Source organism: Nitrospirillum guaranorum (assembly GCF_034653275.1).
Lineage (GTDB): Bacteria > Pseudomonadota > Alphaproteobacteria > Azospirillales > Azospirillaceae > Nitrospirillum.
In genome coordinates, this window is the sequence record NZ_JAYEES010000003.1 from 495,527 (window position 1) to 518,751 (window position 23,225).

A 23,225-nucleotide genomic window follows, 5' to 3' on the forward strand; every position below is an offset into this window, starting at 1 on the left:
GGGTGGGTTTGCGATGAAGTATGCCGGGATGTCCGCCACGACGGCGACGGCCAGGACCGCAGCGACGCTGCTGACGCTGGCCTTGCTGGCGGGCTGCGCCAGCCAGCCCACGGTAACGGCCCCGCCGCGCGCCGCGCAAGCGCCGCAGCAGGCGCCCCAGCCGCAAGCGGCCCAGCCCCAGCCCGAGGTGGCCCCGCCCCAGGCGGAGGCGGCCCCCGTCCCGGCCACGGTGCCGGCGGATGAGACGGTGCGGGTGGCCCTGCTGCTACCCCTGTCGGGCAAGGCCGCCAGCCTGGGCGAGGCCATGCAGCAGGCGGCGCAAATGGCCCTGTTCGACACGGCCGACAGCCATTTCCAGCTGCTGATCCGCGACACCAAGAGCACGCCGGAGGGGTCGGTGGCCGCGGCGCAGGACGCGCTGGCCGCCGGCGCCACCCTGCTGATCGGCCCGGTCTACGGCGTGGACGCCAAGGCGGTGACGCCGGCGGCGGGCGCGGTGCCGGTGCTGAGCTTTTCCAACGACGCGACGGTGGCCGACACGCACGCCCCGGCGGGCGGCACCTGGGTGCTGGGCTTCCAGCCGCAGGACCAGGTGGCCCGGGTGGTCAGTTACGCCGCCAGCCGTGGCCTGACCCGCCTGGCGCTGCTGGCCCCGGTGGGCGGCAACGGCGACATGGTGGAGCAGGCCATGCGCGACGCCGCCGCCAAGGCCGGCGCCGACGTCACCCGCGCCGCGCGCTACCAGCCCACGCAGAAGGACGTCAGCGACACCATTAAGCGGTTGTCCAACTTCGAGCAACGCCACGCCCAGATGGCGGCGGCACGCGACGCGGCGGCCGCCGCCAAAGAGGGGGGCGCCAAAGAGGGGGGCAAGGACGGCAAGCCGGCGGCGGCCGTCGAGGAATTGCCCTTCCAGGCCATCCTGATCGCCGAGGGTGGCCAGCGGCTGAAGGAGGTGGCGCCCCTGTTGCCTTTCTTCGACATCGACCCCGGCCCCGTGCGCTTCCTGGGGACGGGCCAGTGGGACGAGCCCGGCATCGGGCGCGAGCCGGCGCTGGTGGGCGGCTGGTACGCCAGCGCCGCCCCCGACGCGCGCCAGGGCTTTGAGAAGCGGTTCAACGACGTGTACGGCCAGCGCCCGCCGCGCCTGGCCACCCTGGCCTATGACGCGACCGCCCTGGCCGCCGTGCTGGCCAAGGGCCACAAGGCCTATGTCCGGGAAAACCTGATCGATCCCAACGGCTTCGCCGGCATCGACGGCGTGTTCCGCCTGCTGCCCACCGGCCAGGTGGAGCGGGGCCTATCCGTGCTGGAGGTGACCAAGACCGGGGTGACCGTCGTGGATCCGGCGCCCACCAGCTTCACGCCGGCGGCGACCCCGGCGCCCAGCCCGAACACCGGGTCGTAAGCCGGGCCCCCATTATCTGGAGGCGGTGCGCGCGGCGTCCATATCCAGGTAAACGCCGTCCAAGTCGGCGTTGTCCAAATCGGGAAGACCGAGGTCGGCGGCCAGGTCCTGGGCCAGGGATCGTCGGGTGGCGGCGGCGGCCAGTTCGAACCAGGCGAGGCGGGCCACGCGGCTGGCGGCCGAGTGGTCGGTGTCGCGGCGCAGTTCCCCGGCGATGAAGCCTTGGCTCATTGAGCCGGCGGACGCCTGCGCATAACCGGCCTTCATGCCGGTGGGGGAGAACCGATCCAAACCATGCTCCATCGTCATGTCTGCCACACACCAGGTGGGCGTCGGTTCACATGCTGTTAATTAGATAGTGACCGAAATGGCGCGGTTCGGGTAGAAAAATTATGCTTAAAAATTAGTTAAAACGGTGTGCGACCGCGAAGGCCACGCCACCTGCGGTGGCCATCCATCCGCTCAGCGTATCCCACCCCTTGGGAAAAGCTGGGACAGCAGGAACAACGCGGCCGCAGCAACCACCACCGCCGGCCCCGCCGGCAGGTCGGCGCGGAAAGAAGCGCCCAGGCCGCCGCAGACCGACAACGCGCCGATGGCGGCGGCCAGACCGACCATGATTTCCGGCGTACGGGCGAATCGGCGGGCACAGGCGGCGGGGATGATCAGCAGGGCCGTGATCAACAGCACGCCCACCACCTTCATGGCCAGCGCGATGGTGGCGGCCATCAGCATCATGAAGCCCAGCTGCGTGGCCAGCACGGGCACACCCTCCACCCGTGCCAGATCCTCGCTCACCGTCATGGCCAACAAGGGGCGCCACAACCAGGCCAGCAAGGCCAGCACCACGGCCCCGCCGCCCCAGATCCAGACCAGGTCCCCGCCGTTGACGGCCAGGATGTCGCCGAACAGATAGGACATGAGGTCCACCCGCACCGTCTGCAGCAGCGCCACGGCGATGAGGCCCAGGCTGAGCGTGGTGTGGCTGAGCAGACCCAGCAGCGTGTCGGTGGCCAGTTTGCGCTGGCGCTGCATCAGCACCAGCACGCCGGCCAACGCCAGGCCCACCAACGCCACCGCCAGCATCAGGTTCATGCCGGCGACGAAGCCCAGCGCGATGCCCAGCAGGGCGGCGTGGGACAGGGTGTCGCCGAAATAGGCCATGCGCCGCCAGACGACGAAGCAGCCGAGCGGTCCCGCCACCAGGGCGACGCCGATGCCGCCGGCCAGCGCGCGCAACAGGAAATCATCCATGGGGGTGCTTATCCTTGGGCCCGGGATCATGCGTGTGCTGGCAGCCCGGCGTGGCGGCGCCATGGCTGTGGGGCCCGGGGGAAGACAGCCAAGCCGGCACGGCCAGCGGGTCCCAGGCGTTATCGGGGGTGTTGCTGAGGGGCCCGAACAGGGCCTGGAAATCGGGATGGCGGCGCACATCCTCCGGCCGGCCGGCGCAGCAGACATGGCCGTTCAGGCAGATCAGCCGGTCGGTGCCCGAAATGGCGTAGCTGAGATCATGGCTGACCATCAGCACGCCACAGCCGTGGCGACGGCGGATGGCGTCGATCAGGGCGTACAGGGTGGCTTGGCCGGCCACGTCCACCGCCTGCGCCGGTTCGTCCAGCACCAGAAGGTCGGGCCGGCGCAAAAGGGCGCGGGCCAGCATGACGCGCTGCAGCTCCCCACCCGACAGGGCCTGCACCGGGCTGTCGGCCAGGCTGGCGGCGCCCACCTCGCCCAGAGTCTCATCCACCGACGCGTCGGTCACCGGGCCCCAAAGGGCCAACAGCCGCCGCACGGTCAGGGGCAGGGTGGCGTCCACGGCCAGGCGCTGGGGCATGTAGCCGATGCGCAGGCCGGGCTTGCGCCACACCGTGCCGCCGCTGGGCCGCTGCAGCCCCAGCACGGCGCGCAGCAGGGTGGACTTGCCGGCGCCATTGGGGCCCACCAGGGTCACCACCTCGCCAGCCGACACAATCAGGTCCACCGACTGCAGCACCGTGCGCCGGCCGAACTGCACCGTCAGGCCGGCGGTCTTGATAAGCGCCGCCTCAGGCGACATCTCTGGGAACTCTGGCTGGGCAGACTCTGGCGGGGACGGCATGGGCCCTTCCTGGCGGGAAACCGGTCCCAGGTGCCAAGACGCCTGCGACACGGGTATGCGTGCCCCCCGGCTTTACGGCATCCGGACCGACTTGACAAACGTTATAATATAACATTGCATGTCGGGGCGCTTCCTGTCCCGGCGCCCATCACCCCGATTGGTACCCCATGTCGCCCTTCCGCATCCTGTCCCTGGTCGCCCTGCTGTGGCTGGCGTTCACCGTCCCGTCGCGGGCGGACGCGCCCACGGCGCCCAAGGTGGTGGCGAGCGTGAAGCCGGTGCATTCCCTGGCGGCTGCGCTGATGCAGGGGGTGGGGCAACCGAAATTATTGGTCGACGGCACGGCCAGCCCGCACAGCTTCAGCCTGAAGCCGTCGGACGCCACCGCCCTGTCCCAGGCCGACATCGTGTTCTGGATGGGCCCGACCTTGGAGCCCTTCCTGGTGAAGCCGCTGGCCAGCCTGGCCCGGGGCGCCCACATCGTCACCCTGATCGAGGCGCCGGGCCTGCGCCCCCTGGCCCTGCGCAGCGCCGGCGCCTGGGCGGACGGCGATTCCCACCAGGATGGGTCCCATCAGGAGGGGCATGCCCACCTGGTACCGGCCGTCGTGGGCGGGGCCGCCGACAACCAGATCGACGGCCACGCCTGGCTGGATCCCGGCAACGCCAAGGCCATGGCCCGCGCCATGGCCGACGCCCTGATCCAGCATGACCCGGCCGACGCCGTGCGCTATCGCGACAACCTGGCGGCCCTGCTGCGCAGCCTGGACGCCCTGGACGCGGAGATCGGCGCCATCCTCGCGCCCGTCAGCGCCAAACCCTTCGTCGTCTTCCACGACGCCTTCCATTACCTGGAAGCGCGCTACCGCCTGGACGGCGTGGGCGCCATCACCCTGAACCCGGAGGTGCGGCCGGGTGCCGCCCGCCTGAGCCAGCTGCGCGCCCGCATCCAGGCCTCCGGCGCCACCTGCGTCTTCGCCGAGCCGCAGTTCGAGACGGCGCTGATCGGCACCCTGGTGGACGGGACCCAGGCCAAGCGCGGCGTGCTGGATCCGGAGGGCGCCCTGCTGCCCGCCGGGCCGGACCTCTACGCCACCCTGATGCGCGCCAACGCCCATGCCTTGGCCAATTGCCTTAACGGGTAACAGGCTGTCTCGGCGGGTAAGCTGTGTTAAGACGCCCCCACGGAATTTGACGGCTGGGGTGACATCATGCGGATCGGGATCGTGGGCTGCGGCGGCCGGATGGGCCGCATGCTGATGCGGGAGGTGCTGGGCACCCCCGGCGCCGTCCTGTCCGGCGGCACCATGCGCCCTGGCAATCCCGACCTGGGCCGCGACCTGGGCACCCTGGCCGGGCTGGACCCCGCCGGCATCGTCTCCACCGGCGACGTGGAAGCCCTGTTCACCGCCAGCGACGCGGTCATCGACTTCACCACCCCCGCCGGCACGGCCGTGCACGCCGACCTGGCGGCCCGCCACGGCACCGCCCTGGTGGTGGGCACCACCGGCCTGACGCCGGACCAGCAGGCCGCCATCGACACGGCCGCCAAGACCGCCGCCCTGGTGCAGGCACCCAACATGAGCCTGGGCGTGAACCTGCTGCTGGCCCTGGTGGAGGACGTGTCGCGCACCCTGGGGCCGGACGTCTGGGATATCGAGATCGTGGAAATGCACCACCGCCACAAGGTGGACGCCCCCTCCGGCACCGCGCTGGGCTTGGGCCGGGCGGCGGCGGCTGGGCGCGGCGTCGACCTGGCCGCCGTGTCCGACAGGGTGCGCGACGGTCACACCGGCGCGCGGGAGGCCGGCCACATCGGCTTCGCCACCCTGCGCGGCGGCGACGTGGTGGGCGACCACACCGTGATCTTCGCGGCGGAAGGCGAACGCATCGAACTGACCCACAAGGCCGGCAGCCGCGCCATCTTCGCCCGTGGCGCCGTGCGCGCCGCGATCTGGGCCGGTGGCAAGGGCCCCGGCCTTTACAGCATGCGCGACGTGCTGGGCCTGTAAATGACCGACACCGCCGCCGAGCTTACCACCGCCCCGGGCCGCTGGGCGCACCCGGGCCTGCGGGGGGCGTTGTGGGGGCTGTTGGCGGTGGCCGTGTGGGCGGGATCCTTCGTCATCACCCGCATGGGCGTGAAGGCCGGCCTGAACGCCTTCGACCTGGTGGCCCTGCGCTTCGCCACCGCCGGCGCCCTGATGATCCCGATCCTCCACCGCCGAGGCCTTGCCTTCGACCGGCTGGGCCTGGGCGGCCTGGTCCTGCTGGTGACGGGGTCGGGGGCGCCCTACGCCCTGATGCTGGCGGCCGGCGCCCGCTACGCCCCGGCCTCGCACGCGGCGGCCTTGACCCCCGGGCCCATGGCGGCCATGACCGCCGTGCTGGGCGCCCTGTTCCTGCGCGAGCGCCTGCCGGTCACCGGCTGGACCGGCGTGGGCCTGATCCTGGGCGGCAGCGCCCTGATCGGCGGGCCCAGCCTGTTCAACGCGTCGGGTGAGGGGGCCGCCCTGGGCCACGCGCTTTTCCTGGGTGGGGCGCTGATGTGGGCCATCTACGTCATCGTTCTCAGGCGCAGCGGCGTGGGCCCGCTGCACGCCACCGCCATCGTCGCCACCGGGTCTGCGCTGCTGTACCTGCCGCTCTATCTGCTGGTGTTACCCAAGGGCATCGGCCAGGCGGCGGCACATGACATCGCGCTGCAGGCCGTCTACCAGGGCTGCTTCACCACCCTGGTGGGCCTGGCGGCCTTCAACCGCGCCGTTGTCCTGCTGGGCGCCACCGGGGCCGCCGCCCTGCCGGCCCTGATCCCCGTGGTCACGCTGGGCCTGGGCGCCGTGATGCTGGGCGAGGCGCCCAGCCTGGCGGAGACGGCAGCCACCCTGCTGATCGGCGGCGGCGTGCTGGTCACCACGCTGGCCCGCAATCGTCGTCCCCCACCCTCAAAAACTTAAAGTCTCAAAGACTTAATTGACCGCCCCGGATCGCGGCGCGACAGTCGGGGTGGGAGAAACCACCGCCTCGGATGCCATGCCGTGAAGGAAAAAGAACTGCGCATGGCGCTCGTCTGCTACGGCGGGGTGTCGCTGGCCGTGTACATGCACGGCGTGACCAAGGAACTGCTGAAGCTGGCCCGCGCCTCGCGTGTTTTCCACGGCACCCACGATCCCCGCCTGCGCAACGCCGGCAGCTACCAGGCCCTGCAGGACGACCTGGCCCGCCGCATCGGCTACAGCAGCGGCGCCAGCCTGGACGGCGGCGCGCAGACGCCGGACACGGAAGAGATCTACGTCGCCCTGCTGCAGGAGGTGGGCGCCCATATCGACCTGCGCATCGTCATCGACGTCATTGCCGGATCGTCCGCCGGCGGCATCAACGGCGTGCTGCTGGCCCGCGCCCTGGCCCATGACCTGGACCTGGACGCCCTGACCGAGCTGTGGCTGGACGGCGCCGACGTCACCAACCTGATGGTGGAGGACGGCCGGGCGACGAAGTGGAGCAAGTGGTTCCTGAAACCCTTCCTGGCCTATGGCCTGGGCCGGCTGATGCGCCTGGCGCCGGATGACGAGATGCGCTGGAAGCTGTCCATGTTCGTGCGCTCGCGCTGGTTCAAGCCGCCCTTCGACGGCATGCGGCTGATGGAGATGCTGTTGGACGCGGCGTCCGCCATGGGCCGACCGGTCAGCCCCTACGCCTCGCTGCTGCCGGCGGGGCAGTCGCTGTCGCTGTTCGTCACCGTCACGGATTTCCATGGCTTCCTCCAGCGCATCCCCGCCCACGACCCGCCCTCGGTGGAGGAGCGGGAGCATCGCCATGTGCTGAAGTTCCACTACCGCCGCTGGCCCGGCGGCCGGGTGGACACGGATTTCGGCGAGGGCGCCATCCCCGGGCTGGTGTTCGCCGCGCGCGCGACCTCCTCCTTTCCCGGCGCCTTCACGCCGGCGCACCTGCGGGCGTTGGACGGCCTGCTGGCCCGGCGGGGCCAGGACTGGCCGGAGCGGGAGCGCTTCCTGAAGCGCAACTTCCGCCGCTACACGGCAGCCGGCGTGGATCCGGGGCGCATCAGCTTCATCGACGGCAGCGTGCTGAACAACAAGCCCTTCGCCGAGGCCCTGCGCGCCATTTCCGGCCGCCCGGCCTATCGCGAGGTCGACCGCCGGCTGATCTACATTGACCCCGATCCCGCCCACCTGAAACGGGTGGCCAAGGCGGAAACGCCAGGCTTCTTCCGCACCCTGAAGGGTGCGCTGTCGGACATCCCGCGCAACGAGCCGGTGCGCGACGAACTGGTGTCCATCGACCGCAACAACGCCCGGGTGCGCCAGTTGCGTTCCGTCATCGACGCCGCCCGCCCCGGCATCACCCAGCTGGTGCACGAAGTGGTGGGGGGTGAGCCGCCGGCGGAACTGACCTATGCCCAGATCCACGACTGGCGGGAGATCGCCAACGGCCGCGCGGCCAAGGAGGCGGGCTTCGCCTATGAGGCCTATGTGCGCCTGAAACTGACCTCGGTGCTGGACGCCATGGGCCGCCTGGTGGCGGTGGGCTGCGGCTATCAGCCGGGCACGGCCGCCGCGCGGCAGGCCACCGACGCCCTACACGCCTGGGCCCGGGCCACCGGCATCACCCCGGACCAGGTGACGACCTGGAGCCTGGAGCGGCGCGACGACGGCCTGCCGGGCGGTGACGCCCCGCCCTGGGTGCGCTTCCTGCTGGCCTTCGACGTGGGCTTCCGTGGCCGGCGCCTGCGCTTCGTCATCCGCGCCCTGAACGAGCTGTATTCCCGGCTGGACGAGGATGAGTTCGCCGACGTCGCCGCCCGCGACCTGGATGAGATCAAGGCCAACCTGTACGACTGCCTGGAGCGGCTGCGGGTGTACGAGTCCGGCGCCTTCCTGAACGCCGACGAGCGCGAGGCCCTGGCGGTACCCTTCGTCGAGCCCCTGGCCATGGGCCGCCAGCCGGACGTGGCGGCGGTGGACCAGGTGATGTGGGACCTGGCGCGGCGCATCGACCTGAACGCCATAAACCAGCAGGTGGACGAGATCTTCGCCCTGATGGGCCTGAACATGCTGGGCGTGGCGGCGCGGCGGGAGCTGTTCGTGGCCTATGTCGGCTTCGCCTTCTGGGACGTGCTGACCTTTTCCATCAGCGGCTGGCGCGAGCTGGACGACCTGGAGGAGGTGCGGGTGGACCGCATCAGCCCGGACGACGCCCGCTTCTGCCAGGCCATGGGCGGCGCCATCCCGCTGAAGGGGCGGGAGATCAACCATTTCGGCGCCTTCTTCAGCCGGGCGCACCGCGAGAGCGACTATCTGATGGGCCGCCTGCACGCCGCCGACCGGCTGGTGGACCTGGTGCTGGACGCGGCCGGTCACCCGCCGGGTGTGAACGGCCCCGCCCTGAAGCGCCGCCTGTTCGCCGCCATCGCCCGGACGGAGCGCCAGCGCCTGGGTGACAAGTCGCCCGCGCTGCGCTGGCTGGAAACTATGCTGGCGGAGGGGAGCTAAAACCCCGCGCGCTTATGCTTGGCCAGCGCCTCGCTCAGCGTATGTGCCACTTCCACGCGTTCCTCCATGGGCAGGAAGGCCCCGACCACCAGGCGCTTGCCGTGGCTGGTCAGCACCACCTGGCTGTCGTGCTGGGCGGGGTCGTCCATGTGGACGCGCAGCCAGTAGGGGATGAAGGACCAGCGGCGGCTGGGGCGGCGGGGTTCCACCCGTTCCACCGTCAGGGCCTGGTCGGTCAGCTCCACCCGCTCATAGAGCCGGGCGGAGCGGTAGCTGGCGCGGAAGGCCAGGTAGATCACCAGCACGTCCACGCCGCAGAATCCGATGACGGGCCAGGCGCCCCGCAGGAAGAAGACCAGGCCCACGCCAAAGCTGACCGCGGCCACGATGCCCATGAGGATGCGGAATCCCCGTGGCGACAGGCTGCGGTGGGGCCGCAGGATGACGCTGAGCCAGGTCTGCCTCAGGGTGGTTTCGTCATGGATCATGGACAAAACAGTAGGGCGGCCCACCCACCCGGTAAAGGCCGCCCCCTGTCAGGGCTCAGGCGCGGGCCATGCCCGCAGTGCTTGGGTCCTCAGCTCAGGTGCGGGTAATCGAGATGCCGCCGTCCACCAACTGGGCGGTGCCGGTGACGAAGGACGAGTCGTCCGACGCCAGGTAGAGGACGGCGCGGGCCAGTTCCTCCGGCTGGCCGGCACGGCGCAGGGCGTGGGCGTTGTTCACCCAGTCGCGCTTCTCGGCCGTGTCGTTGGCGGCGTGGTACATCTCGGTCTCCACCGCGCCCGGCAGCACGGCGTTGACGCGCACGCCCTGGGGGCCGAACTCGGCGGCCAGCGCCTGGGTCAGGCCGATCAGGCCGGACTTGCTGGCGGCGTAGGCGGCCAGACCGGGGAAGGCGAAGGTGTGGCCGACGAAGGTGGAGGTGAAGACCACCGAACCGCCGCCGTTCTTCACCATCTGGCCGATCTGGTGCTTGGCGCCCAGGAAGGGGCCGGTCAGGTTCACGGCCAGGGTGTTGGCCCAGCCGGCCTCGCTCACGCCGGTGCTGGGGCCGGCCTCACCCAGGGTGCCGGCGTTGTTGAAGGCGATGTCCAGGCGGCCGAAGCGGTCCACCGCCAGCGCCACCAGGGCCTGGTTATAGTCCTCATGCTGGACGTCGCCGGCCAGCGCCACGGCTTGGCCGCCGGCGGCGGTGATCTCGGCCACCAGGCTGTCCAGTTCCGCCTGGCGGCGCGCGCCGACCACGACCTTGGCGCCTTCCGCCGCGAACAGCTTGGCGGTGGCGCGACCGATGCCTGAGCTGGCGCCGGTGACGAGGGCCACCTTGTTCTGCAAACGAGCCATTTTTCATTCTCCGATGCTGGGGTCGGCGCGACATCCGCGCCGCTGACGAACCCAGGTTTACCCTTCAGCCCCCCTTGCATCGATGGCATGGAAATGAGTTTATGATTCATCTTTCCTGAATTATGAGAAGGCCACCCATGGACAGGCTGCGCGCGTTCGAGGTGTTCGCCACGGTGGTGGCCCGGGGCGGCTTCGCCAAGGCGGCGGACGCCCTGAACACCTCCCCCGCCAACGTCACCCGCTATGTCAGCGAGCTGGAGGGCTACCTGGGCAGCCGGCTGCTGAACCGCACCTCGCGCCGGCTGTCGCTGACCGAGGCGGGGGAGGCGCTGTACGAGCGCGCGCAGACCATCCTGGAAGAGGTGGCGGAAGCGGAGGCGCTGGCGTCGGCGACGACGCTGAAGCCCCGGGGCCGGCTGCGGGTGAACGCGCCGCTGAGCTTCGGCATCCGTCATCTGGCGCCGCTGTGGCCCCGCTTCACGGCGCTGTATCCCGACGTGCTGCTGGACATCGCCCTGACCGACCGGGTGGTGGACATGGTGGAGGAAGGGTTCGACCTGGGCATCCGCATCTCGCGCGGCGGGTCGCCCACCTATGCCGCGCGCAAGCTGGCCACCTCCCGCAACGTGCTGTGCGCGGCGCCCGACTACCTGGCGCGGCACGGCGTGCCTCGGACACCGGACAGCCTGGCCAGCCATGTGCGCATCGCCTACAGCTACACCGGCGTGCCGGAGGACTGGGTGCTGCTGGACCCGGAGGGCAAGCCCGTCACCGTGCGCATCCCCATCCGCCTGGTGACCAACAACGGCGACACGGCGCGGGCCGCGGCATTGGCCGGGCAGGGCATCATCTGGCAACCCACTTTCCTGATCGGCGACGATCTGCGCGCCGGCCGCCTGGTGCCGGTGCTGCCGGACCACCGCATCCCCGACATCGACATTCTGGCCGTCTATCCCAGCCGCCGCCATGTCAGCGCCAAGGTGCGCGCCCTGATCGACTTCCTGGCCGACGCCTTCCACGGCACCCCGGCATGGGACCGCCAATCCGGCGACGCCGCTTGATCGAACCATGGCGCCGCCCATAGATTTGCCGGCCCGCTACACGGCCGGGCGCAAATAAACCTAGGCCGCGACCGCGGCCGCCGGAGCTTTCCGGGGAGCGTCAGCGGACTGGAAAGCGAGGACAAGCCTAGGGGCGGATGCCCCGCCGGCGTTTGAGGCCCCGAACATGAAACGCGCGAACATCGAGGAATTCTTCCGCAGGCTGGCGGAACGGGATCCGGAGCCGAAGACGGAACTGGAGTATGTGAACCCCTATACCCTGCTGGTGGCGGTGGTGCTGTCGGCCCAGGCCACGGACGTGGGCGTGAACAAGGCGACCAAAGCGCTGTTCAAGATCGCCGACAACCCGGCGGCCATGGTGGCGTTGGGGGAGGCCACGGTGCGCGACCATGTGAAGACCATCGGCCTGTACAAGACCAAGGCCGCCAACGTCGTCCGCCTGTCGGAAATCCTGCTTGAGAAGCACGGCGGCCAGGTGCCGCGCAAGCGCGAGGAGCTGGAGGAGCTGCCGGGCGTGGGCCGCAAGACGGCCAACGTCGTGCTGAACGTGGCCTTCGGCGAGCCGACCATCGCCGTCGATACACATATCTTCCGCGTGTCCAACCGCACCGGCCTGGCGCCGGGCAAGACGGTGGAGGCGGTGGAGGAGAAGCTGGTGAAGGTGGTTCCCAAGGCCTATCGCCTGCACGCCCACCACTGGCTGATCCTGCACGGCCGCTATGTCTGCAAGGCGCGCAAGCCCGACTGCGCCGTGTGCAGCGTCATCGACCTGTGCGCCTACGAGGCCAAGACGGTATTGACCGCTTAAGTCATTCCGGAAGTGAAACGGGCCAGCCGCAAGAAGGGCTGGCCCGTAAAAATCTGGCAGGTGGCGAGGCTTATTCCTCGGTGCCCGTGGCCACGACGGCCTCGACTTCCTTCACGGGGCGGGCCCGGGAGTCGCCGGTCAGCGTCTCGATGGTGCCGACCAGCAGGCCGCCCTGTTCCACTTCCAGCACGCCGTAGCGGATGTTGCCCTGGATGCGGCCGGTGGAGCGGACGCGCAGGGTGCCGCGCACGGAGATATCGCCTTCGAAACGACCGCCGATATCGGCCTCGTCGATCTCCACCGAGCCCTTGAACAGGCCGCTGTCGGTCACCTCGATGGCGCGGCCCTCGCGCAGCTTGGCCTCCACCGTGCCTTCCACCACCAGGATGTCGCAGGCGGCGATTTCACCGGACAGGGAAATCTCACGGCCGACGATCAGTTTGCGCATGTCGTTGGTAGGCAAGGGGGCATTTCCTTCAGTACCGGTGGGGGCGACGCGCCGGGGCGGCGTGCCGGGAATTTCCACGACACGGCGCGGAATGTCACTACGAAAACCACCGGTGGCGGCACCGGCGGGCGCCGGGGTCGCGGGCGTGGCCGGCACCGGCGTGGCACCACCCCCAAGGCCGCTGTTCCCCAAGCCGAGCGAAGGCTGACCCGGCGTCGGTGTGGGGCCGGGCGTCGGCGTCTTGAACTGCATATCGATCCCCTTGTCTAAGGGCCCCCGGCTGGCCGCGGCCAGATTGGATGGGGGCTCCGGTTCGGAAACGGGTTCCACGGCCGGGGAGGCCGGGGGCGTGGGCTCAGCCACCGGAACAGGCGTGCGAAGGTCGGCCGGCTTGGCCGGGTCGCCACCAACGGGGCCCAGGTTCGGTCGGTTACGTCGGAACATCGGCGTTGTCCCCAAATCTTCGTGTCGCGCGGCCGGCCCGGCCCCGTTTCAGGGCCCGGACAGGTCGTTGAAGGTCGTTCTTTTTATGAGTTCGCCCGGGGTGCGACCGGCAGCGGACTTCGCGTTCCGCCTGGGGGCAGGAACCCGCCGAACAGGTGGAGCATGAAGGCCGTCGCCAGAACCGGCGCGAACAGATTCACAACAGGCAGCAAGGAAATAAAGGCAATAATGAGGCCTGCGCAAAAAATTCGCCCCCTGTAGCGCAGACGGAGTAGACGCGCCTGGTCCGGGGGCATGCGGCGCACCGCCACTTGGTCGAAATACTGCCGCCCCAGCAAGAAACCGTTGGCCAGGGGATAGGCCACGGCACCCACCGGCGGCAAAAGCCACAGGGGCAGCACGGCGACGTTGACGAGGATCAGCAGGACCGTGAAGCGCAAGGCGATGCCCGCCTCTTCCATCACGCCGGCATCGCGCGGCGGCGGCAGCGTGGGGTACCACCGACGCTCTACGGCGCGGGCCACCGGTTCCAGCAGCATGCCGGCGACGGCCGCCACCACAACCAGGAAGAAGTACCAGGCCAGCGCCCCGACACCCAGGGCGCCCGCCACCGTGATCAGGGGATCCAGCCAGGCCTTGCCCGTGGGGTGCAGGCGGTCCAGCCCCCAGGACACGGCGACCCCAAGCACGATGAACGACAGCAGCGTCAGGATGAAGGAACGCGCCATCACCCGCAGCAGGGCGGGATCGAAAGCCTGGGCGAGGGTGCGGAACAGGGCGCGGATCATCTCAGCATCCTAGGTAGTATGCCCCCGCGCTTGCCGCAAGCGGCCCCATCTCTATACTGCGCGCCAAGTTTTTTGCCGATCCGGAGGATTTAAGTGACGGCTGAATTGGATGTGGTGGGGATCGGCAACGCGATCGTCGACGTGATCACGCAGACGACCGACGTTTTCCTGGCGGACAACCGTCTGGACAAGAACAGCATGCGCCTGATCGACACGGCCGAGGCCGAGGCGCTGTACGCCAAGATGGGCCAGGGCATGGAGATGTCGGGCGGTTCCGCCGGCAACACCATGGCCGGCATCGCCATGCTGGGCGGCAAGGGCGCCTTCATCGGCAAGGTGGCGGGCGACCAGCTGGGCCAGGTCTACCGCCATGACATCGAGGCGGTGGGCTCGCGCTTCGTCACCACCGACCTGGCCGACGGCACGCCCACGGGCCGCTGCCTGATCCTGGTGACGCCGGACGCCGCGCGCACCATGAACACCTACCTGGGCGCCGCCGTCCGCCTGACCCCGGCCGACATCGACGAGGCGCTGATCGCCTCGGCCCAGGTCACCTACATGGAAGGCTACCTCTGGGACCCGCCGGCGGCGAAGGAGGCCTTCCTGAAGGCGGCGTCGGCCGCCCACGGCGCCAGCCGCAAGGTGTCGTTGTCCCTGTCCGACGCCTTCTGCGTGAACCGCCACCTGGACAGCTTCCGCGACCTGGTGGCCGGCCATGTCGACGTGCTGTTCGCCAACGAGGCGGAAATCACCGCGCTCTATGGCACCGACTTCGACCAGGCGGTGCAGGCGGTGCGCGGCCAGGTGGCCGTGGCGGCGCTGACCCGCAGCGAGAAGGGTGCCGTCATCGTCACCCCCGATGAGATCGTGACCGTGCCGGCCGCCCCGGTGGCCAAGGTGGTGGACACCACCGGCGCCGGCGACCTGTTCGCCTCCGGCTTCCTCTACGGCTACACCCGCGGCCGCGACATGGCCGCCTGCGGCGCCATGGGCGCCGTTTGCGCCGCCGAGATCATCAGCCACTACGGCGCGCGCTCGCAGGCCGACCTGCGCCAGCTGGTGGCGGGCATCTAGGCGGCCCCGCTTTCCGGGGGAATGGCGGTCGCGAATGGGCGTTCCCGCATGGGCGCCCATCCGGCGCCGCTATCCTTTGCCCGCTTTTTTTCGCAGGTGCACTCGCATAGACTGCGCCGCGCCGGGCACCCCTTCGGGCCCCGAACCCATCATCACGGTTCAACCGTTTGTCGTGACGCAAAGGCAACTTCCATGGACATGAGCAAGATCCCGGTCGGCAAGAACGCCCCGTGGGACATCAACGTCGTCATCGAGATCCCGCAGGGCGGTCAGCCGGTGAAGTACGAGGTGGACAAGGACTCGGGCGCCATCTACGTCGACCGCTTCCTGCACACCGCCATGTACTATCCGGCCAACTACGGCTTCGTGCCGCATACCCTGTCGGGCGACGGCGACCCCGCCGACGTGCTGGTGGTCAGCAACACCCCCGTGGTCCCGGGCGTGGTCCTGCGCTCGCGTCCCATCGGCGTGCTGCTGATGGAGGACGAGGCCGGCATGGATGAGAAGATCCTGGCCGTGCCGGTGGACAAGCTGCACAGCTTCTACACCAACGTCAGCAGCTACAAGGACCTGCCGGAGATCCTGGTGGAGCAGATCGCCCACTTCTTCGAGCACTACAAGGACCTGGAGAAGGGCAAGTGGGTGCGCATCGTCCGCTGGGGCGACGCCGACGAGGCCGCCAAGATGATCAGCGACGCCATGGAGCGCTACAACGCCCAGAAGTAAGCGTTCAGCCTGGCGCTGAAGGTTGGATCGGGGGCGGTGCCGCAGGGCGCCGCCCCTTTTCCTTTGGCGCATATCCCGCCCTTATCGCGATAGGAGTGCCGCAGCGGCCTTGGTCGGCGGCGCCGATGCGGCTACGCTCCAGAAAAGCTTGAGACATGTCATGGCCGTGCCGCCGGGCGTTGCTATGGTCGGGCCTTGAGCCGGCTGACGGCAGAGGACAGAAGGAAGGCGCATGACCATCCGCAACCTGCATCACCTGTTCAGGCCGTCCTCCATCGCCCTGATCGGCGCCAGCCGCCGGCCCCACACCGTGGGCGCGGTGGTCGCCCGCAACCTGTTCGCCGGCGGTTTCGACGGGCCCATCATGCCCGTGAACCCGCAGGAACGCTCGATCGAAGGGGTGCTGACCTACCCCGACGTGGCGTCGCTGCCCGTGGTGCCGGACCTGGCCGTCATCTGCACACCGCCCTCCACCGTGCCGGAGCTGATCCGCCAGCTGGGCGAGCGCGGCACCAAGGCCGCCGTGGTCATCACCGCCGGCTTCGCCGAGATGGGGGAGGCGGGCAAGGCCCTGCAGCAACAGGTGCTGGATGCCGCCAAGCCGCACCTGCTGCGCGTGGTGGGGCCCAACTGCCTGGGCGTCATGGCGCCGGGCAACGGCCTGAACGCCAGCTTCGTCCACGTGCCGCCGCTCAGGGGCGACATCGCCCTGCTGGCGCAGAGCGGCGCCGTCGTCACCTCGGTCGTCGATTGGGCGACGCCGCGCGGCATCGGCTTTTCCCACCTGGTGTCGCTGGGCGGCATGGCCGACGTCGACTTCGGCGACCTTCTGGACTTCATGGCCCAGGACGGGCACACCCGCGCCATCCTGCTGTATGTCGAGGCCATCGCCCACGCCCGCAAGTTCATGTCGGCCGCCCGCGCGGCGTCCCGGTCCAAGCCCGTCATCGTCATCAAGGCCGGCCGGTCGGACGAGGCGGCGCGCGCCGCCAGTTCCCACACCGGATCCCTGGCCGGCGCCGACGCCATCTACGACGCCGCCTTCCGCCGCGCCGGCATGCTGCGCGTGGGGGAGCTGAGCGAACTGTTCGACGCGGTGGAGACCCTGGCCACCGGGGTGCAGATCAAGGGCGACCGCCTGGCCATCCTGACCAACGGCGGCGGCATGGGCGTGCTGGCGACCGACAGCCTGATCGAACAGGGCGGCCGCCTGGCCCAGCTGTCACCGGAGGCCATCGCCAAGCTGGACAACCTGCTGCCCCCGACCTGGAGCCACGGCAACCCCATCGACGTGCTGGGTGACGCCAACGGCAAGCGCTATGCCGACGCCCTGTCGGTGCTGCTGGAGGAGAAGGACTGCGACGCCATCCTGGTGATGAACTGCCCCACCGCCGTGGCCGACAGCGGCGAGGCGGCGCGCGCCGTCATCGACACCCTGCGCGGCAAGCGCTTCCCCGTGCTGGCCAACTGGCTGGGCGAGGGCGCGGCGGTGGAGGCCCGGCGCCTGTTCGCCGCCAACCGCATCCCCAGCTACCAGACCCCGGACGAGGCCATCCGCGCCTTCATGCACCTGGTGCGCTACCGCCGGAACCAGGAAGAGCTGATGGAGGTGCCGTCCACCGTACCGGATCAGTTCGTGTACGACGGCGTGGCGGCCCGGATACCCATCGAACAGGCCCTGGCCGAGGGCCGCGCCTGGCTGTCGGAGTACGAGGCCAAGCAGGTGCTGCGCGCCTATGGCATCCCCGTGGTGGAGACGGTGACCGCCGCCACCCCGGAGGAGGCGGAGGCGGCCGCCCGCAGGCTGGCCGTGCCGGGCCGGAACAGCCGGCTGGCGTTGAAGATCCTGTCACCCGACATCACCCACAAGTCCGACCTGGGCGGCGTGGCCCTGAACCTGGCGCCGGATGAGGTGCGGCTGGAGGCGGAGGCCATGCTGGCCCGCATCCGCGCGGCCGCCCCCGGCACCCGCATCGAGGGCTTCACCGTGCAGCAGATGGCCCACATGCCAGGCGCGGTGGAATTGATCGTGGGCATGGCCGACGACCGGCTGTTCGGCCCCGTGCTGGTGTTCGGCCAGGGCGGCACGGAGGTGGAGGTGGTGCAGGACAAGGCCCTGGCCCTGCCGCCGCTGAACATGAACCTGGCGCGCGACATGATGGCCCGCACCCGCGTGCACAAGCTGCTGCAGGGTTATCGCCATCGGCCGCCGGCCGACCTGACCGCCATCGCCCTGACCCTGAACAAGGTGTCGCAGCTGGTCATCGATTTCCCCGAGATCCAGGAACTGGACATCAACCCGCTGTATGCCGGGGCGGACGGCGTCATGGCCCTGGACGCCCGCATCCGCGTGGCGCCGCCGCCGGAGCCAGGGGCGGTGCGCCTGGCCATCCGCGCCTATCCCAAGCGGCTGGAACAGCACGTCAAAATCCACGACGGGCGCGAGTTCCTGATCCGGCCCATCCGGCCGGAGGATGAGCCGCTGATCCACGACATGATCGCCCGCACGGCCATCGAGGATATCCGCCTGCGCTTCTTCGCGCCCATGCGCCGCCTGTCGCGCGCCATGGCCGCCCGCCTGACCCAGATCGACTATGACCGCGAGATGGCCCTGGTGGCCATCGCCCCCGACCCGGCGCCGCCGCCGGCCGAGGGGTCGGACCTGCGCCCGGGCGACGAGGCCATCTTCGGCACCGTGCGCATCACCGCCGATCCGGACAACGAGAAGGCGGAGTACGCCGTGCTGGTCCGCAGCGACATGAAGGGCAAGGGCCTGGGCTATCTGCTGATGACCCGCATCCTAGACTATGCCCGCACCCGGGGCATCCGCGAGGTGTTCGGCGAGGTGCTGCGCGAGAACGTCACCATGCTGCAGATGTGCCGCGACCTGGGCTTCAAGCAGACCGACTATCCGGACGACCCCGGCATCGTCGAGGTGCACTACACCTTCGGCTGAAACGCCAGCCGCTGAAGACTAGAAACAGAGATCAAATTAAATAAAATTGTCGGCAATCCCAGGCGTCGTCTGCGGATAACTCCCCGGTCCTGCCGCATGACTGCCCGGTTATTTACGCCGTCGGCGCGTATTGACTCACCCTTAAGGAAAGCGTTGAGTCGTTCGCATGATTGTCCCGCCCACCATCGCCCAGGCCGTACCAGCACCGGTACTGACGCCGCAGCAGCAGTCGCCGACGCAGAACCCGTCGTTCCTGGCGGCCGTCGCCGGTGCGCAGGGTGCCGCCAAACCGGTGGCGACGCAGACGGCCAACGCGGCCCAGCCGACGGGCAAGTCCGAGGGCAGCAAGGACAACCGCAGCGGCACCGATACCGGCCAGGCGACCGATACCGGCGCCAACGCCGTCCGCGCCCGCAGCAGCGCCCATCCCTGGCGCGGCCAGATGCTGGACGTGACGGTTTAGTCGGTTCCCTCAGACGCCGGGCGCGGCCATCCGGCCGCTTGGCTTATCCTCCCTTTTCAGTCCGCTGACGCTCCCCGAAAAGGTCCGGCGGACGCGGTCGCGTCCTACAGCGGCATGAATGCCTCATGCCGCTGGTAAACCGTTCCGCCCAATCGGCAGCGGCCTCAGACAGTCGCCCGTGAATGATTTCTAAGCCGTTGGCCGACCATGGTGTTTGGCTGGTAGTGCTGTAATCGAATTTGCAGGAAAGAGGGGGCTTGGCCTCCGCTTTCTTGCAATTTGGGGATCCCCTTTTGGGCCATTTCGTGATTCGATTCCCCCTGTGAACAGCGGTGGGAACAGGCCATGTCACGACCCCGGGACACCCGACAGAAAGACCTTCTGCGTCCAGCCCTGGACCAGATCATCGACCTGAAGCACCCACTGGTGGTGCTGTCGGGCAAGATCGACTGGGGCTTTCTGGAACAGCGCTTGGGTGGGGTCTATGGCGGCGGACCAGGCCAGCCGCCGTTGCCGGTCCGGCTGATGGCGGGCCTGCTGATCCTGAAGCACATGCACAACCTGTCGGATGAGGTGCTGACCGCCCGCTGGGCGGAGAACCCCTATTTCCAGTTCTTCTGCGGCGAGGAGGTCTTCCGCCACGACCTGCCCTTCGACCGGTCGTCGCTGTCCCGTTGGCGCCAGCGCCTGGGCGAGGAGCGGCTGGCCGCGCTGATCCAGGAGAGCCTGCGGGTGGCCCAGGCCACCGGCGCGCTCAGCACCCGCGACTTGGCGCGCGTGGCGGTGGACACCACCGTCCAGCCCAAGGCCGTCGCCCACCCCACCGACGCCCGCCTGACCCACAAGGCCATCGAGAAGCTGGTCGCCTTCGCCAAGGACAACGGCCTCACGCTGCGCCAGAGCTATCTGCGCGTGGCCAAGAAGGCCGCCATCATGGTCGGCCGCTACACCCACGCCCACCAACACAAGCGCGCCAACCGGGAACTAAAGTTCCTGCGCACCCGTCTGGGCCGCCTCATCCGTGACATCAACCGCAAGGTCGCCGCCAAGGGAGGCGCCGAGGCCCCAGACCTCCTGGCCCGCTACGGCCCCTTACGTGACCTGGCCATCAAGGTCAGCATGCAGACCCAGCGCCAGCGCGGGCAGAAAGTCTACTCCCTCCACGCCCCCGAGGTCGAATGCATCGGCAAGGGCAAGGCCCGCGCCCCCTACGAGTTCGGCTGCAAGGTCAGCGTCGCCGTCCCCATCACCAAGCCCAAGGGCGGCCTCTTCGTCCTCCACGCCCAGGCCCTGCACACCAACCCCTTCGACGGCCACACCCTGGCCAAGGCCGTCGCCGACATCAAAGCCAACACTGGACGCGAGCCGGACCGCGTCCACGTCGACAGGGGCTATCGCGGCCATGACCATCCCAACAAGTTCAAGGTCTGGATCACAGGCCAGGTCCGCAGGACTACCACCGCCATCAAACGGGAGATGAAGCGCCGCGCCGCCATCGAGCCCATCATCGGCCACCTCAAGGCCGAGCACCGCATGGGACGGAACTACCTCAAGGGACGCCACGGCGACCGTATCAATGCCGTCCTCGCAGCCGCTGGCTTCAACTTCCACCTCCTCGTCAGGTGGTTCCAGGACCTTTGGCGTGCCCTGCTCTGCGCTCTCCAAATCCAAAACGAAATGACCCTGATCAGCTCAAATTGAACCGGTCAGGGCCATTCTTCACGGGCGACCAGACATCAATATCGATCATCACCGGCACATGGTCCGAGGGCTTGGGCCCCCAGCCGCGGGCTTCGCGCAGCACGGTGTAGCCCAGAAGATTGGGCACCAGCGGCCGCGTGACCCAGATGTGGTCCAGGCGGCGGCCGCGATCGGACAGGCCCCAGTCGGCGGAGCGGTAGGACCACCAGGTGTAGAGCTTCTCCGTGGCCGGCAGGAAATGGCGCACGGCATCCACCCATTCCCCCGCCCGCATCATGGCGTCCATCTTCGCCACCTCGATGGGCGTGTGCGAGATGACGTTCAGCAGGGCGCGGTGGGACCAGACGTCGCTTTCCAGAGGGGCCACGTTCAGGTCGCCCACCAGGATGCGGGGCTTTTGCCGGTCCTCCAGCGCCTCGCCCCAGGCCGTCAGCTCATCCAGGAAGCGCAGCTTGTGCCGGAACTTGTCGTTCAGGTCGGGGTCGGGGATGTCGCCACCGGCGGGAATGTAGAAATTGTGCAGCTCGATCCCACCCGGCAGTTCCGCCTGCACATGCCGGCAGTCGTGCCGCTCGCACCACAGGGTGCCGCCCGTGCCGGACAGCGGCAGGCGGGAGAGGATGGCGACGCCGTTGTAGCTTTTCATCCCGCGCACGTGGACATGGACATAGCCGCGCGCCGCCAGTTCCTTCAACGGGAAGGCGTCGTCGATGACCTTGGTTTCCTGCAGGCAAAGGACATCGGGGCCGTAGTCGTCGACCAGCCGCAAGACCATGTCCAGGCGCAGCCGCACCGAATTGATGTTCCAGGTGACGATGCGCAAGGCGGCCTCTTAAGCGATGGGAGAGCACAGGGTGTACCCGCCGCCGCCCGAGGGAACAAGTGCGGAACTCAGCTTTCGCGCGCGGTGGCCCGTGTGCGCACGGCGTCGCCGAAGGCCTTGAACAAGGCGACGGAGGCCGGGTCTTCCCAGAAGCGCCATTCGGGATGCCATTGCACGGCCAGGGCGAAGGTGGCGCCCTCGACCCGCACGGCTTCGATCAGGCCGTCGGGCGCCGTCGCCTCCACCGCCAGGCCGGGGGCCAGGCGGTCTATGCCCTGCTGATGCAGGGAGTTGACGGTCATGCGCTCCCGCCCGGTGATGCCGGCCATCAGGCCGCCGGGGGTCAGGTCCACGGCGTGGGCGCCGCCGTATTGCACCTCCAGCGGCTGGCTCTCGTCATCACGGTGGTCCATCAGGCCGGGCACGTCCTGCACCTTCTGGTGCAGAGTGCCGCCCAGGGCCACGTTCAGTTCCTGCAGGCCACGGCAGATGGCGAACAGCGGCAGGTCGGCGTCCAGCGCGGCGCGATACAGGGGCAGGGTGGTGGCGTCGCGGTTCAGGTCGTGCAGGGTGCCGGGTTCCGACAGCGGGCCTTGATAGCGGTCGGGGTGCACGTTGCTGGGGCTGCCGGTGAACAGCAGGCCGTCCAGGCGCCCCACCACCTCCGCCGGGTCGTAGCGGTCGCCCAGGGCGGGCAGCAGCACGGCCAGGGCATGGGCGCCGTCCGACACGGCGCGCACATACTTGTCGCCCACGACATGGAAGGGGTGGCGGCCCAGGGTGCGATAGTCGGCGGAGATGCCGACGATGGGCAATCCAGTACGGGGAAGGCCGGTACGGGGAAGGCTGGTCATCGCTGAACCCTCCTTTGCTTGGGGGCCGCCGGGGCGCGGCGTCAGTCACGCTCCTTGCGGCGGCTGGGATCGCGGAAATAGAACTGGTTATCATCCAGACTGACGCCCGTCTGCGGATCCAGCAGCGCCACCTCGGTGGTGGCGCCCTGGGCGTCCAGCACCCGCCACTTCCTCAGGCCGAAGGGCTGTTCCTGGAACATCAGGGTCAGGCGGCCCAGGCCGGGATCCTTGGTCTGGACCAGCGTCACCTCCAGCACCCCGGCGCTGTCGTCCATGGACGTGACGGTGACGTCGCCGGACAGGTGCAGGTCGGGCCGCAGGATGAAGTCGGCCATGGTGCTGCCGATGGGCGCGTTCGACTGTTCCTTGGACTCGGCGTCCCAGAAATAGACGAAATGGCCGTCGGCCACGATGAAGTTCTTGTTGGGCGGGTCGTAGTCGATCCGCATCTTGCCTGGCCGCTTCAGCTGGAAAGTGCCGCGCACCAGGCTGCCGTCCGGGTTCACCTGCTGGAACTGCGACTTCAGCGTCTGGATGCCGTTCAGGTAGGTTTCCACCTGCTTCAGCTTGGCCTTGTCGTCATCGGTGAACTGGGTGGGGGGCTTGGCGGCAGCCGGCCCGGCGATGAAGACCAGGGGGGCGGCCATAGGGGCGGCGGTGGCGAGCGCGATCAGGGCGGCAAGAGCGGTGCGGCGTATCATGGTGCCTTC

22 protein-coding genes are annotated in these 23,225 nt (G+C 69.3%); 12 read left to right on the top strand and 10 right to left on the bottom strand.

All coding sequences use genetic code 11. From position 1 onward, the window contains the following. The first annotated feature begins 28 nt into the window (after positions 1–28). A complete protein-coding gene (locus tag UAJ10_RS11175; protein ID WP_322915429.1) occupies positions 29–1,408 on the top strand; it encodes a penicillin-binding protein activator in 1,380 nt (459 codons plus the stop codon). Positions 1,409–1,420: 12 nt separating this feature from the next. Here the strand turns inward: UAJ10_RS11175 and UAJ10_RS11180 are convergent, their stop codons facing one another. The 3 genes from UAJ10_RS11180 to UAJ10_RS11190 form a co-directional block, all read right to left on the bottom strand. After that, a complete protein-coding gene (locus UAJ10_RS11180; protein ID WP_322915430.1) occupies positions 1,421–1,717 on the bottom strand; it encodes a hypothetical protein in 297 nt (98 codons plus the stop codon). A 153-nt stretch (positions 1,718–1,870) separates the two neighbouring features. Further along, positions 1,871–2,662, bottom strand: a complete 792-nt coding sequence (znuB, locus tag UAJ10_RS11185; protein ID WP_322915431.1) for a zinc ABC transporter permease subunit ZnuB — start codon at positions 2,660–2,662, stop codon at positions 1,871–1,873. Continuing rightward, positions 2,655–3,467 (bottom strand): metal ABC transporter ATP-binding protein, encoded by an 813-nt coding sequence (locus UAJ10_RS11190; protein WP_322915432.1) that lies wholly within the window; start codon positions 3,465–3,467, stop codon positions 2,655–2,657. The genes znuB and UAJ10_RS11190 overlap by 8 nt, the downstream gene beginning before the upstream one ends. A gap of 209 nt (positions 3,468–3,676) precedes the next feature. On the opposite strand from UAJ10_RS11190, the gene UAJ10_RS11195 reads away from it, so the two are divergent. The 4 genes from UAJ10_RS11195 (at position 3,677) to UAJ10_RS11210 (ending at position 9,022) form a co-directional block, all read left to right on the top strand. Then, a complete protein-coding gene (locus UAJ10_RS11195) occupies positions 3,677–4,654 on the top strand; it encodes a zinc ABC transporter substrate-binding protein (RefSeq protein WP_322915433.1) in 978 nt (325 codons plus the stop codon). Positions 4,655–4,720: 66 nt separating this feature from the next. Further along, positions 4,721–5,521, top strand: a complete 801-nt coding sequence (gene dapB, locus UAJ10_RS11200) for a 4-hydroxy-tetrahydrodipicolinate reductase (RefSeq protein WP_322915434.1) — start codon at positions 4,721–4,723, stop codon at positions 5,519–5,521. Continuing rightward, entirely contained in the window at positions 5,522–6,466 is a 945-nt protein-coding gene (locus UAJ10_RS11205; RefSeq protein WP_322915435.1) for a DMT family transporter, read from the top strand. A gap of 81 nt (positions 6,467–6,547) precedes the next feature. Further along, positions 6,548–9,022, top strand: a complete 2,475-nt coding sequence (locus UAJ10_RS11210) for a patatin-like protein (protein WP_322915436.1) — start codon at positions 6,548–6,550, stop codon at positions 9,020–9,022. On the opposite strand, the gene UAJ10_RS11215 is transcribed toward UAJ10_RS11210, so the two are convergent. Then, a complete protein-coding gene (locus tag UAJ10_RS11215) occupies positions 9,019–9,510 on the bottom strand; it encodes a DUF2244 domain-containing protein (RefSeq protein WP_322915437.1) in 492 nt (163 codons plus the stop codon). The two genes, UAJ10_RS11210 and UAJ10_RS11215, sit on opposite strands and share 4 nt — an antisense overlap. A 94-nt stretch (positions 9,511–9,604) precedes the next feature. Continuing rightward, positions 9,605–10,369, bottom strand: coding sequence for an SDR family oxidoreductase (locus UAJ10_RS11220; protein WP_322915438.1), 765 nt, complete (start codon positions 10,367–10,369; stop codon positions 9,605–9,607). A 137-nt stretch (positions 10,370–10,506) separates the two neighbouring features. Between UAJ10_RS11220 and UAJ10_RS11225 the strand changes: the two genes are divergently transcribed. Next, entirely contained in the window at positions 10,507–11,430 is a 924-nt protein-coding gene (locus UAJ10_RS11225; RefSeq protein ID WP_322915439.1) for a LysR family transcriptional regulator, read from the top strand. Between the two features lie 166 nt (positions 11,431–11,596). Continuing rightward, positions 11,597–12,238: an endonuclease III gene (nth, locus tag UAJ10_RS11230; protein ID WP_322915440.1), complete on the top strand. Its 642-nt coding sequence runs from the start codon at positions 11,597–11,599 to the stop codon at positions 12,236–12,238. 70 nt (positions 12,239–12,308) lie between these two features. On the opposite strand, the gene UAJ10_RS11235 is transcribed toward nth, so the two are convergent. Beyond that, positions 12,309–12,701 carry a bactofilin family protein gene (locus tag UAJ10_RS11235; protein ID WP_322915441.1) on the bottom strand — a complete coding sequence of 131 codons (393 nt, stop codon included), beginning with the start codon at positions 12,699–12,701 and terminating at the stop codon, positions 12,309–12,311. Positions 12,702–13,213: 512 nt separating this feature from the next. After that, the gene (locus tag UAJ10_RS11240; protein WP_322915442.1) at positions 13,214–13,918 is read right to left on the bottom strand and encodes an EI24 domain-containing protein; all 705 of its coding nucleotides are present in this window, start codon (positions 13,916–13,918) and stop codon (positions 13,214–13,216) included. Positions 13,919–14,011: 93 nt separating this feature from the next. Between UAJ10_RS11240 and UAJ10_RS11245 the strand changes: the two genes are divergently transcribed. From UAJ10_RS11245 to UAJ10_RS11265, 5 genes are all read left to right on the top strand, one after another. After that, entirely contained in the window at positions 14,012–14,992 is a 981-nt protein-coding gene (locus UAJ10_RS11245) for an adenosine kinase (RefSeq protein WP_322915443.1), read from the top strand. Between the two features lie 192 nt (positions 14,993–15,184). After that, on the top strand, positions 15,185–15,718 hold the full coding sequence (ppa, locus tag UAJ10_RS11250) for an inorganic diphosphatase (RefSeq protein WP_004271346.1): 534 nt from the start codon (positions 15,185–15,187) through the stop codon (positions 15,716–15,718). Between the two features lie 232 nt (positions 15,719–15,950). Further along, on the top strand, positions 15,951–18,674 hold the full coding sequence (locus UAJ10_RS11255) for a bifunctional acetate--CoA ligase family protein/GNAT family N-acetyltransferase (RefSeq protein WP_322915444.1): 2,724 nt from the start codon (positions 15,951–15,953) through the stop codon (positions 18,672–18,674). 166 nt (positions 18,675–18,840) lie between these two features. Next, positions 18,841–19,137, top strand: coding sequence for a hypothetical protein (locus UAJ10_RS11260; protein ID WP_145749125.1), 297 nt, complete (start codon positions 18,841–18,843; stop codon positions 19,135–19,137). A gap of 345 nt (positions 19,138–19,482) precedes the next feature. Further along, a complete protein-coding gene (locus tag UAJ10_RS11265; protein WP_322915445.1) occupies positions 19,483–20,838 on the top strand; it encodes an IS5 family transposase in 1,356 nt (451 codons plus the stop codon). Here UAJ10_RS11265 and xth read toward each other — a convergent pair. The 3 genes from xth to UAJ10_RS11280 all read right to left on the bottom strand — a co-directional run bounded on the left by xth (position 20,825) and on the right by UAJ10_RS11280 (position 23,216). Next, positions 20,825–21,661 (bottom strand): exodeoxyribonuclease III, encoded by an 837-nt coding sequence (xth, locus tag UAJ10_RS11270; protein WP_322915446.1) that lies wholly within the window; start codon positions 21,659–21,661, stop codon positions 20,825–20,827. The two genes, UAJ10_RS11265 and xth, sit on opposite strands and share 14 nt — an antisense overlap. A gap of 68 nt (positions 21,662–21,729) precedes the next feature. After that, a complete protein-coding gene (locus tag UAJ10_RS11275; RefSeq protein WP_322915447.1) occupies positions 21,730–22,515 on the bottom strand; it encodes a gamma-glutamyl-gamma-aminobutyrate hydrolase family protein in 786 nt (261 codons plus the stop codon). 41 nt (positions 22,516–22,556) lie between these two features. After that, positions 22,557–23,216, bottom strand: coding sequence for a LolA family protein (locus tag UAJ10_RS11280; RefSeq protein WP_322915448.1), 660 nt, complete (start codon positions 23,214–23,216; stop codon positions 22,557–22,559). Positions 23,217–23,225: the final 9 nt, after the last annotated feature.